Source organism: Pseudanabaena sp. Chao 1811 (assembly GCF_027942295.1).
In the GTDB taxonomy this organism is placed as follows: Bacteria; Cyanobacteriota; Cyanobacteriia; order Pseudanabaenales; family Pseudanabaenaceae; genus Pseudanabaena.
Genome location: NZ_CP101416.1, coordinates 2,066,661 through 2,078,430, shown reverse-complemented (window position 1 = coordinate 2,078,430; position 11,770 = coordinate 2,066,661). Strand labels below are relative to the sequence as shown.

Annotated in this window: 11 protein-coding genes; 7 read left to right on the top strand and 4 right to left on the bottom strand. The window is 44.3% G+C overall.

Features of this window, described 5'->3' with window-relative positions; translation table 11 throughout:
- The first annotated feature begins 393 nt into the window (after nt 1–393).
- Nucleotides 394–3,138, top strand: a complete 2,745-nt coding sequence (locus NMG48_RS09555; RefSeq protein WP_271255008.1) for a bifunctional acetate--CoA ligase family protein/GNAT family N-acetyltransferase — start codon at nt 394–396, stop codon at nt 3,136–3,138.
- A gap of 31 nt (nt 3,139–3,169) precedes the next feature.
- On the opposite strand, the gene NMG48_RS09550 is transcribed toward NMG48_RS09555, so the two are convergent.
- Nucleotides 3,170–4,828, bottom strand: coding sequence for a GMC oxidoreductase (locus NMG48_RS09550; protein ID WP_271255007.1), 1,659 nt, complete (start codon nt 4,826–4,828; stop codon nt 3,170–3,172).
- A 284-nt stretch (nt 4,829–5,112) separates the two neighbouring features.
- On the opposite strand from NMG48_RS09550, the gene rpsU reads away from it, so the two are divergent.
- Complete coding sequence (gene rpsU, locus NMG48_RS09545; protein ID WP_009628553.1) at nt 5,113–5,304, top strand: 30S ribosomal protein S21; 192 nt, start codon at nt 5,113–5,115, stop codon at nt 5,302–5,304.
- An 82-nt stretch (nt 5,305–5,386) separates the two neighbouring features.
- On the opposite strand, the gene NMG48_RS09540 is transcribed toward rpsU, so the two are convergent.
- The 3 genes from NMG48_RS09540 to NMG48_RS09530 all read right to left on the bottom strand — a co-directional run bounded on the left by NMG48_RS09540 (nt 5,387) and on the right by NMG48_RS09530 (nt 7,438).
- On the bottom strand, nt 5,387–5,923 hold the full coding sequence (locus tag NMG48_RS09540) for a thermonuclease family protein (protein WP_271255006.1): 537 nt from the start codon (nt 5,921–5,923) through the stop codon (nt 5,387–5,389).
- 311 nt (nt 5,924–6,234) lie between these two features.
- Nucleotides 6,235–6,534 carry a hypothetical protein gene (locus tag NMG48_RS09535; protein WP_271255005.1) on the bottom strand — a complete coding sequence of 100 codons (300 nt, stop codon included), beginning with the start codon at nt 6,532–6,534 and terminating at the stop codon, nt 6,235–6,237.
- A gap of 403 nt (nt 6,535–6,937) precedes the next feature.
- Nucleotides 6,938–7,438, bottom strand: a complete 501-nt coding sequence (locus tag NMG48_RS09530) for an LmeA family phospholipid-binding protein (protein ID WP_271255004.1) — start codon at nt 7,436–7,438, stop codon at nt 6,938–6,940.
- A gap of 166 nt (nt 7,439–7,604) precedes the next feature.
- On the opposite strand from NMG48_RS09530, the gene NMG48_RS09525 reads away from it, so the two are divergent.
- The 5 genes from NMG48_RS09525 to NMG48_RS09505 all read left to right on the top strand — a co-directional run bounded on the left by NMG48_RS09525 (nt 7,605) and on the right by NMG48_RS09505 (nt 11,752).
- Nucleotides 7,605–8,225 carry a sigma-70 family RNA polymerase sigma factor gene (locus NMG48_RS09525; protein WP_271255003.1) on the top strand — a complete coding sequence of 207 codons (621 nt, stop codon included), beginning with the start codon at nt 7,605–7,607 and terminating at the stop codon, nt 8,223–8,225.
- The gene (locus tag NMG48_RS09520; protein WP_271255002.1) at nt 8,222–8,662 is read left to right on the top strand and encodes a hypothetical protein; all 441 of its coding nucleotides are present in this window, start codon (nt 8,222–8,224) and stop codon (nt 8,660–8,662) included. The genes NMG48_RS09525 and NMG48_RS09520 overlap by 4 nt, the downstream gene beginning before the upstream one ends.
- A gap of 214 nt (nt 8,663–8,876) precedes the next feature.
- Complete coding sequence (locus tag NMG48_RS09515; RefSeq protein ID WP_271255001.1) at nt 8,877–9,485, top strand: Spy/CpxP family protein refolding chaperone; 609 nt, start codon at nt 8,877–8,879, stop codon at nt 9,483–9,485.
- A gap of 211 nt (nt 9,486–9,696) precedes the next feature.
- Nucleotides 9,697–10,701 (top strand): COX15/CtaA family protein, encoded by a 1,005-nt coding sequence (locus tag NMG48_RS09510; protein WP_271255000.1) that lies wholly within the window; start codon nt 9,697–9,699, stop codon nt 10,699–10,701.
- A gap of 106 nt (nt 10,702–10,807) precedes the next feature.
- Complete coding sequence (locus tag NMG48_RS09505; RefSeq protein WP_345961256.1) at nt 10,808–11,752, top strand: heme o synthase; 945 nt, start codon at nt 10,808–10,810, stop codon at nt 11,750–11,752.
- Nucleotides 11,753–11,770 lie beyond the last annotated feature (18 nt).

Below are 11,770 nucleotides of genomic sequence, written 5' to 3'. Positions count from 1 at the left end.
TTGTTGTTTTGCACGCATAGCCTGCAAAACAACAATTTGGGCTTTAGGTTCACTTATAGAGCCTGTTGCAGCTTAAAGTAGTACAGAGAAATTTTTGAAAGCGCGGATTCGCCGCGCTTTCAAAAATTTCTCTGGTTTTTAATACAGCGCAACGCGCTGTACCTCAATCTACAAGATGAAGCAAAGCTTCATCTTGTAGATTGAGGTAATGATCTTGAATATTCCTTTACAGCGCAAAGCGCTGTATTGCCGCATTATTTATTTGAGAAGAATATTCCTTAAATTAAGTTTAATTAGATTAAATTTTGCAGCTATCAACGGAGAAAGAGTTACTGTGGAAGTTAATACACCATACAAGATATAAAAATTGGTGGCTTAGAACAGGAGGTTAGCATGGAGAAAATTCTCATAAACCAAGTGTGTGCTAGCGATCCCGCCCATGATATTTGGAAAAAGCAACGTCATCCTCTTGATTGCATTTTTCGTCCACGTTCTGTTGCTGTGATTGGCGCAAGCGAAAGAGAAGGAAGTGTCGGACGCACATTATTGTGGAACTTGATTCGTAGTCCCTTTGGTGGTACTGTCTTTCCCGTCAATCCCCAGCGCCATAGCGTCTTAGGAATTAAGTCCTATGCTGATATTGCGAGCGTCCCTGATGTAGTGGATTTAGCAGTGATAGCTACTCCTGCGGCAACCGTTCCACAGGTAATTCGTGAATGTGTAGCCGCAGGAGTAAAGGGGGCAATTATTATTTCCGCAGGCTTTAAGGAAATTGGAGAACAGGGGGCAGCACTAGAGAAGGAAGTTTTAGCAGAAGCACGTAAGGGGGGAATGCGAATTATTGGTCCCAATTGTTTAGGTTTAATGAATCCCCTTGCAGGACTAAATGCCACTTTTGCGGGTACAAGTGCTCGGTCTGGCAATGTTGCGTTCATCAGTCAAAGTGGAGCGCTCTGTACTTCGATTTTAGATTGGAGCTTAGGTGAGAATGTTGGCTTTAGTGCCTTCGTCTCCATTGGTTCGATGCTAGATGTGGGTTGGGGTGATTTGATTGAATATCTTGGGGATGATCCCCATACCCACAGCATCGTTCTCTATATGGAATCCATTGGTGATGCCCATGCTTTTCTCTCGGCAGCCCGCGAGGTCGCGATGGATAAACCGATTATTGTCTTGAAAGTTGGACATACGGAGGCAGCAGCAAAGGCGGCGGCTTCACATACAGGAGCTTTGACGGGTAGTGATGAAGTTTTAAACGCGGCTTTTCGGCGCTGTGGGGTATTGCGAGTACATACCATTTCCGATCTATTTGATATGGCGGAAACTCTAGCAAAACAACCGAGACCCAAGGGCAATCGTCTCTCGATTGTCACCAATGCGGGAGGTCCTGGGGCGATCGCTACCGATGCGCTGATCAGTGGTGGTGGTGCATTGTCGGAACTCGCACCAGAGACAGTCCAGAAATTAAATCAGTTTTTACCCGCGCAATGGAGTCATCACAATCCTATTGATATTCTCGGCGATGCCAGCAGCGATCGCTATGCCCAAACCCTTGAAGTAGTTGCTGATGATCCCAATAGTGACGCGATGTTGGTGATCTTGACTCCACAGGCGATGACCAATCCCACCCAAACCGCAGAGAAGCTCAAGTCCTACAGCAAATTAGGCAAGCCCATTTTATCGAGTTGGATGGGTGGCGCGGAAATCGCCGCAGGAACGGAAATTCTCAATCAAGCGAAGATTCCCACATTTCCCTATCCCGATACGGCTGTGCGCTTGTTTAACTACATGTGGCGGTATACCTACAATCTGAAGGGAATCTATGAAACGCCTTCCCTGCCTGTGGATTCAGATTTACATGCGCCCGATCGCCAGTTAGCCGAACGCATTCTCGCCCAAGCCACAAAAAGCGATCGCAATCTCTTGACTGAATACGAATCGAAAAATTTACTCGCCGCCTATGGTATTCCCACCGTCCCGACCGAAATCGCTACTAGTGATATTGAAGCCGTAGAAATCGCCGATCGCTTTGGCTATCCCGTAGTTCTCAAACTGCATTCGGAAAAGATCACCCATAAAACCGATGTGGGTGGTGTGCGTTTGAATTTAGAAGATGCGGCGGCCGTTACCCGTGCTTTTATGGCGATCGCAGCCAAAGTTCGCGCCATTGATCCTGAAGCCTTTTTGGGTGTCACGGTACAGCCAATGGTGAAAATGGAAGGTTATGAACTGATTCTCGGCAGTAGTCTTGATCCGCAATTTGGAGAAGTGATGCTCTTTGGGATGGGTGGTCAATTGGTGGAAGTATTTAAAGATCGGGCGCTTGCCTTACCACCACTCAATACAACCCTTGCAAGGCGGATGATGGAACAAACCCGCATTTACAAAGCCTTGCAGGGAGTCCGAGGTCGAAAAGCGATCGATATGGCAAAACTTGAGCAATTACTGGTGAACTTCAGTCAGCTAGTGGTTGAGCAGCCCCAAATTCGCGAAATCGATATTAATCCTTTGCTAGTTTCGGCAGATGGCATGATCGCCCTTGATGCCAGAGTTGTATTACATACGGATGAAGATATCGCGCAACGTCCGATCCCTGCGATTACGCCCTATCCCACCAAATATGTGCAGTGCTGGCAATCGCTTAAAGGCGATCGCGTTACCATTCGCCCCATTCGCCCTGAAGATGAACCATTAATGGTGCAGTTCCATCAGAGTCTCTCGGAAGAGAGCGTCTATTTGCGTTATGCCCATACGGTGAAATTGACAAAGCGGATCGCCCATGAACGTTTGACCCGCATTTGCTTTATTGATTACGATCGCGAAATGGTCTTAGCCGCCGATTACAAAAATCCTGAAACCTCTGAACATGAGATTTTAGGCGTAGCAAGGCTGAGTAAGTTACATGGCACTAACGAAGCCGAATTTGCGCTGATTGTGAGCGATCGCTATCATCATCAGGGACTAGGCACTGAGCTACTACGCCGCATTTTAGAAATTGGTAAGGAACAAAATCTAGAAGCGATCGTTGGCTATATCCTCAATAGCAATGACCCCATGCAAAGCATTTGTCGCAGATTAGGATTCAAACTCCAACCCGATCCCGATGAAGGCATGTTAAAAGCTACCTTTGTCATGTAATTAAAAGCCATTGCGAAGCAATGGCTTTTAATTACAAATTACCTTTTCGCATTTCTTCGGCAATAAACTCACTAGCTCTCGCCGTAATCGCCATCTCCGTTAAGGTCGGACTTTGCCAACCAGAGGAAGTCCAACAAGCCCCATCGGTGACAAAGAGATTTGGCGCTTCCCATATTTGGTTATGGGCATTGACAACTGAATGATCGGGGGAGTTGCCCATTCTCGCACCACCGACTTCATGGATGTAATAGCCGGGGGGCGCAGAATATGACATGGTTTCCTCCATGCGACTGACAAATTCTGAAAACACAGGTACATGGAACATCTCTGTCAATTGCATATTCTTGCCCCCTGCGAGTTTGATGATTTCATCAATCTGTCGGTGCATATGATCGAGCATCAGATGTTCATTCTCTGACCATGCACATTCAATGTGCGGTACAGGTAGCCCCCACGCATCTACAACATCCTGACTAAGTTGCACGCGATTGTCATAGCGGGGCAAAACCTCACCGTGGGCAATTAGGAAACCAATTGAGCCATCGCCAACTTTTCGTAAAATATGGGGCAAATCAAAGCGCTGTACGCCGCCCCAGATACCATAGCCGCGCAAAAATTTCTCCTGTTGCGATTCTAAATTGCAGAAGCAAGGGATGAAAAAGCTGTCACATCCTGAAAGATCAAAGGTTTTAGTTTGCTTGATCTGAGGTAACAAAAAGAATGTCGAGGTGGACACATGATCCATCAAAAATCTACCGAGCATTCCCGAAGGATTAGTTAAGCCCGCAGTTTGATATTTCTCAGTAGAGTGCAATAAAATCCGCACCGATTCAATCGTGGAGGCGCATAAAACCACTGTCCGCCCGAAGGCTTCATAGGCTTGATTGGTCTGGCGATCGATATAGCCCACCCCACGCGCCAGATGGGTGTCAGGATCAAAAATCACATGGCTCACCATTGCATCCGATCGCAAAGTCACATTTCCCGTCGCGATCGCCGCCTTTAGCGAAGAACCCAAACTGGAATACGCGGGCCAAGGCTGTTCTGGTGTGCGTCGATGCAACCCAAAACCCCGTGAAGGGATCAGCCGCCGATCTGACCATTTACTTTCGACTATTTGCTTGAGATGCTCCTCCGCAGGCGTTAGCGGCAAAGTTGGCTGATAGTCACCATCGGGCAATTGCGCTAAACCTTCTTGGCTACCCCGCACCTGAAAGAATTTTTCTAACTTACTGTAGTAGGGCGCGAGATCGTTATAGGCGATCGGCCAGTCCTGCTCATGTCCATCACGACTCGCTGCCTTAAATTCATAATCGGATAAGCGTAAAGTGATCCCGCCCCAAGTTAAGCTTTTGCCGCCCACCTGACGACCCCGAATCCAATAAAAGGGCTGATCGGGTGGCGTAGTATAAGGATTGTCTTTTTCATCAATAAACAGGTCAGGATTTGCCTTCCAATATCCAGGATGCATGGACTGATAGGACTGACGCTTCGCGATCGCAAGGTTATATACTCGCTTTGCCATATCCCTTGCCTGATTTCCGAGATCAGTTGCTGCGGGAGTCCGACCTGCTTCTAAGACAAGGACTTTTAAACCACGTTCGCTTAATTCCTTGGCAGCCACGCCGCCATTGGCTCCAGAGCCAACTACGATCGCATCGTAAACTTCTGTAGAAGGATGGGGACTCATGTTTCTTGAAAAACCTTTTGCTGGATAACCTTAGCAACTAAATATCTTGACTGAAAATGATCGTGCGAGAGCAATCTTTTTTGAGAAACCCAAAAGATTAGAGTCGGCACTTTGTGCCGACTCTAATCTTTTGGGTTTCTCTAGATGTAAGTAGGCGATCGCCGCTATACAAAAATAAACTTTACAACATAGGCTTAGATTTGCTAACCTAGATAGTCGCCGCCTAAATTAAAATGCGCCAAACTAAAGCATAATAAGAACAATACTTTGCTCCCAAAATAAGCATGACTCAAATAATCGTTGGTGAAAATGAAGGGATTGAGTCGGCACTACGCCGATTTAAGAAAAAAATCCAAAAAGCTGGCTTACTAGCAGATATTCGTCGCTGTCAGTATCATGAAACAGCAGGCGAAAAACGTAAGCGTAAAGCCGAAAATGCTAAGCGTCGTGGTCGTTTCCGTCGTCGCGATGTCTAAGTTTACAGAAACAGGGATTGTGCAATGCACAATCCCTTAATAATAAAAAACAAAAAAGCTGTGCAATGCACAGCTTTTTTGTTTAGTAGCCAACGCCTAATAATTTATTCTCACGCCGAAATTGGCTAGGTGTCATTACATCTATACCATTTGCCCAAATACCAACGCGATCGCTTTGTGCTTTAGTTTCCAGTTCTGCATAGCCTTGGCAATCCTTTTCTTGCAGGCGATCATAATGGGCAAGTCCGAGGGACAGCATTAATTTATTGGCATTTTGTCCACCTGCAATCACTTCACCGTAGTAGCGCCCAAATTTATCCTTTTTGAAAACCCTCACATAGATTTCTTCATCGGCAAGAATATTTTGCAATACCTTGCGGGCATGTTCCCCTTCAGCTTGTAGTAACTCAGGCGCATCGATACAGGCAAGATGGACTTTATTTTTAATACCCCGATCCACAAGGGTAATATTATCGCCATCAAAAACTTTTACCCGCATTGGTACTGCTCCAAATTGCGCCCATACAGGTTGGATGGCGATCGCTAAGCAAGCTAGGTTGGCGATAACAATTAAAAAGAACTTTGGCAATTTCTGAAAAATAAGATATTTAAAGGACATTTATATAGAATGACAAAAGTTTAAGGAAATTAACTTTTGTATTGCAGACAATTCTATCTATTTTAAAACCCTTCTTTGGAAAGGTGCTAAAAATTGACTAAGTAGCTGGGTGCAATTAAATATAAAACCCCAAAACCTGAGGCGCACGCGCAGCGTGCGCCTCAGGTTTTGGTTCTGTTTGTTAATTACGCCTAGCTACTTACTTTGATTGGTAATACTCAAATTATTGAGGACAAAAAAATGGGTGTGACACTTTGCGCCACACCCATTTTTATTTAGCCGTTAGGTAATATCTAGAGCAGTAATGTACTTTATACTTCTTGACTGGTTTTATCGTTTATATAATCTTCCATGAGATGACAGAGAATGTAGTACTTCAATTCTGTGGCTAATGATTCTAGATAACCTTTAGCATTGCCCATTTGCCATTCATAGGAGAGCTTGTTGAAATGTTCTTGAATGATACTTCTTTTTTCTGTTTTATAACTCTTATAAGAATCTATGTGGCTCATAGCTTGGTTAACTGTACAAACACCAAACTCACTATACAAAATATCTATTACTAGACTATCTTTTGCTGTAACAGCCTTTACGCTATTGTTGGAGTTCATTTATCTCAATCCTCATCTTGAACTTATTTTGATGTTGAGAAAGTTAAAACAACAAAATATAGAAATACTAGATAGTTATATTTCATTTGTATAAAATATAAACCACAGTAATGATTAGTATCTAAGCATATACTTAAAAAAATATTGTGTATTGTATGAAACAAAATATAGTCATTAGCTGAATATCGCTAAAAGCTTGGCTCAAAGGTGGTTTTAAGTTTTTGTCTGTATAACTTATTGCTAACTTTTAAGTAACTTATTAGCTTGACAAAAGCAATAAATTGTCTTACCTGAAACCATATAAAAATGCTAAATAATTGACGAAAAAGAAACTTTTAGAGTCGCTCTTCCACAAACTAAAAATCTACAAATGATTTAGGTCTGCTATATAAAGTTATGTGGGTTATGTGGCGGCGATCGCAAATTCACCACGGCATTTCGCACCACCATCAGCGATCGCTAGTTCATGCAATGTAAATTCATCACCGAGCTTATGGACTAGATGCTCTAGTAAAGCGCGAATCTCATCGTCGGTTGTGGCTGTAGGCGGTGCATCAGGGGCGATCGCATCAAGGAAAATAGGTGACTTGAGACAGCTTTGGAGATCTTCGGGAGATAGCTCGACATCCATCGTTACGCGAATGGGATCAAGCAGTCGTAAAGCTTCTCCCTTGAGGATTTGGGCAATATTGAGATGAATTGCTTCTGCACATAGATCGATATTAGTTACTGCTAAGCCTTGATATTTTGCCCCCGCCCCAATCACATTTGCTTTAGGAATATCACCGCTTAAAATTTGACGACTTTTGCCTGCGATCGCAATTTCGAGAGTATCGATATGTTCGACCTGCGATCGCAGCCACAGTTTAATGATAGGAATTAATACAGAACTAACAACGGACATATGAGTTTTTGTAACCCTTTTTGGGGTGAACCTTTTTGAGGTGATGGCGGTCAAAACCTATAAGTTGATAGCCATCGATATTGCCTCAATAAGTATAGATGCTCACAAGGTTAATTTTGGTAATAATGAAAACCGCAATAAGCCGAGATATGGATGTTGATAGTCGATGTTCAAAACCATAACTACAAATATCGAAACTCCTAATCCTTCTGATCCTTCTGATCCCGATCTCCATCTGGTGCAAGCGAGCTTGCATGGTGATGCCCATAGCTTTAAAAAGCTATATCAACTTCACCATCACAAGGTGCGGTCAACGCTCTTTCAGCTATGTGGCTCCGATGGTTTAGATGATCTGGTGCAGGATGTTTTCCTCAGAGCTTGGAAAGGATTAGGTAAATTTCGGCAATCTTCCCAATTCTCGACATGGCTCTATCGGATTGCCTTTAATGTGGCAAGCGATCGCCGCAAAGCGCTAGCAAAAATGCGATCGCGCAATATCTCCGTCGAAGATGAGCAACTCGAAAACCTCTCCGATGATGCGATCGCCCGTGATGGCTATCAGCAAGCAGGGTTAAATCAAATGCATTATCAAGACATCATGCAACGAGGTTTAGCTAAGCTCAGCGAAGATCATCGAGCGGTATTGGTACTGCATGATCTCGAAGAGCTACCCCAAAAAGATATCGCGGAAATTTTGTCTATTCCTGTCGGCACGGTGAAATCGCGATTATTCCATGCCCGTAGTGCCATCAGAAAGTTTTTAGAAGCGCAAGGAGTCGAACTATGAAAAATCCTAATTTTCCAGAGCCTCAAGAAAACTTTGATGGAGATCCTCGTGATCAAACTGATATGGCTCTAGTGAATTTTCTCAAGCAAAACAAACCGATCGCTCCACCTCCTGCCCCCAACTTTGAGCAGCAATTATTTGCGGAGATCAGCAAATATCCTCAAAAATCAAAAAATAGAAGTCTTAAGCGCTGGTTGCCTTGGGCTTTGGTGCTCCCTGTTGCAATCGCCACTGGCATTGGTTTCAACTTGACAAATAATCGCTCTCAGTTCCAAATTGCTACTAATTCCCTCAGTGAAGCGGATCAATCAGCGATCGAACAGTCATTAATTAATAGCTGGGATGCCACGGATGTTCGTATTGCTCAGACCTCAAACACAACTACTTCAACAGATACCCAGCTTTTGATGGAGTTATCTCCCCTTGAATACGAGTAGAACATTGCTAATTCAGAGAATGTTTGAGAAGTATCTTATTTAACATGAATTTCTGCTTTTACCCCCCTTAATCCCCCCTTATAAAGGGGGGAAACTCAAATCCTCCCCCTTGTAAGGGGGAGTTAGAGGGGGTAAAAATTCTCAAACAAGCTCTCATATGACCCAGACTATTGAAATTCCTGTGAACATTAAAAATTAAGAAAACGATAAATATATGTTTAAGTCAAAGCTCTTTCAATATTGCGCGATCGCTGCTACAGCCGCAATCACCAGTGGTGTGATTGTCTCTAGTACTGCGAGTTTGCAATCTCAGCCTCCGAAACCTCAGGCAGTCGAAACCCAGAACCAGTTAGGAAGCCCCAATAATCTTGCCGAGTTGCCCGACTCAGCCGATAAATTTGCTGCCAATAGTCCCGATATGCCTTCAGGAAAAGTCCTCAAACAGCTAAATCTCACTCCTGAGCAATTACAAAAACTTAAGGCAGTTCGCGATCGCGATCAAACGCAAATGCGTGAACTGGGACAAAAATTACGTCAAGCTAATAAGGAACTACAAGATTTATTAGCTGGTACTGAAGGCAGCGATGTCATTCGAGCCAAGCATACACAAGTAATGGAGTTGAAACAGGAATTACAAAATAAACATTTCGAGCGGATGCTAGCCATGCGTGACATTCTCACGCCACAACAGCGATCTCAACTTAAGGACATCATGCAAAAAAATCGCGATCGCATGAGAGAGGGCATGAAAGACCGTATGCAAAATCGTTTGGAAAACCGTAGAGAGCGGCTAGATAATCTGCGCGATCGCTCAACCCTATAAAGTTGGTGGCGCAAAGCGCCACCAACTTTATAGAAAAAGAGCATCACTTAGCGATGCTCTTTTTGCATCAGTGTAAATACCTAACGCGAAGAAATTGTTAAATCCCCTTACCAAATCTGGAACTGCTCTTAAGATGGGTCGTAACTCTTATTCATACTTCTGTTGAGTTTTATAGAGATTCACGAAGAAATCCTGAACTTATTGAACTTGCATGACTGACTCTTTAACTTCTTCCAAACCAGCACAAGCATCTGAAACCTTTGCTAATAGCAATCCTCAAGCTAAAAGCCGATTTATAGAGCCAGTTATCCTCATCCGTCGCATGGCGATTGGAATTGCGATCGCTACTTGGATGGTGATGGCGATCGGTAGTGCTACTCGTGTGATGAATGCAGGCTTGGCTTGTCCAGATTGGCCCCTGTGTTATGGATCGGTGTTGCCTGCGGAGCAGATGAATCTCCAAGTATTTTTAGAATGGTTCCATCGTCTCGTTGCCTCCACTGTAGGATTTGCCACGATTGTGTTATTTGGGGCAAGCTGGTATTTTCGGCAGTCTTTACCCAAATGGCTACCTTGGGCAACTTCGGGATCACTGTCTCTGGTAGTTTTTCAAGGCATTTTGGGTGGATTGACAGTGACGCAATTACTCAGATTTGATATCGTCACAGCCCACTTGGGAACGGGGTTGTTATTTTTCTCTAGCTTATTGGCGATCTTTGCCGCGCTAACTAACCAAACAATTTCTGAACAGAATCGGACTTCGCCCAAAATCGCTTGGTTAGGTCTAACCGCAGCAGTTTTGATTTATTTACAAAGTATTCTCGGTGCTTTAGTTGCCTCTCAATGGGCGCTCCACCAATGTTTTGCCACACAGGATATGTGTATTGTTTTGAATGCACATTTAATCGGAGTAATTCCTGCAACCCTTGCTAGTGTTGCGTTGGTGGTAACAGTATTGCTAACTAAAGCGATCGCTCCCGTACTACGATTTGTCGGTTCATTGGCTGGCTTACTAGTAATTGCCCAAGTAGCGATCGGCTATGCCACTTACAAACTACATTTGCAAGTCGAACCACTCACGATTGCTCACCAAGCTACAGGTTCAGCATTTCTAGGAACCCTTGTTTGTTTTGCTGTGTTAGCCTTTAGACTCACCCAAAAAGCCACTAGCCCATCTCAAACAGAACAGAATCAAGCGCAACCTGCAATTCGCTAACTGTCAGAACTGCGAAATATTTTAGGAGTTAAGCGCAATGCAAGAAACAGCTATTCAAGAATTAACTATTTCCGAAGAAAAGATCTTTGCACCCGCCAATCCATCGATGAATCGGAACTGGCGCGAGGTGATCCAAGATTACACCGAATTAACCAAACCACGGATTATCGTGCTGTTGCTCATTACCACCGCAGGGGCGATGTGGATTGCATCGGAGGGGCAAGTTGACGGATTTTTGATGTTTATTACGGTTTTGGGAGGAGCGATCGCCGCCGCTTCGGCAAATGCGATTAACTGTTTATACGATCGCGATATTGATGCCAAAATGGAGCGCACTAGTTGGCGACCCATCCCATCGGGCAGGATTCAGCCGCTTAATGCGTTGATTTTTGCGATCGCCCTCGCTGCAATTTCCTTTACGTTGCTAGCGGTCTATGCCAATCTCTTGGCTGCCTGTCTCGCCATGTCGGGAATTGCTACCTACGTTGGTGTTTATACAATTTGGCTCAAGCGTTCTAGCACTCAAAATATCGTTATCGGTGGGGCAGCAGGCGCAATTCCACCGCTAGTTGGTTGGGCAGCCGTGACTGGGGAATTGAGCTGGGCAGCATGGGTCTTATTCGCGATCATCTTCGTGTGGACTCCACCCCACTTTTGGGCTTTGGCACTAATGATTCGTGATGAATATGCCAAGGTCGGTGTACCTATGTTGCCTGTCGTCAAGGGCGCAGAGATAACGGCTCAGCAGATTTTGCTCTATACGCTGTTAATTATTCCTGTGTCTCTATTGTTAGTTTTTCCTTGCAATGTGATGGGACTAGTTTATGCAGTGTCAGCCGTTGGACTAGGTATAGCCTTTATTTACAAGGCAACTCAGTTACTCAAAGAACCAAGCGATCGCACCGTTGCGAGATCGGTCTTCAAATATTCGATTCTTTATTTGGCTTTACTTTGTGTAGCAATGGGAATTGATAGTTTGCCCGTTGCTCATATTTCTGGAGATCAGGTGATTGCCTTGTTACAAACTACAATCGCAACAATCAATCCATAAAAAAGAGGCGCAAAGCGC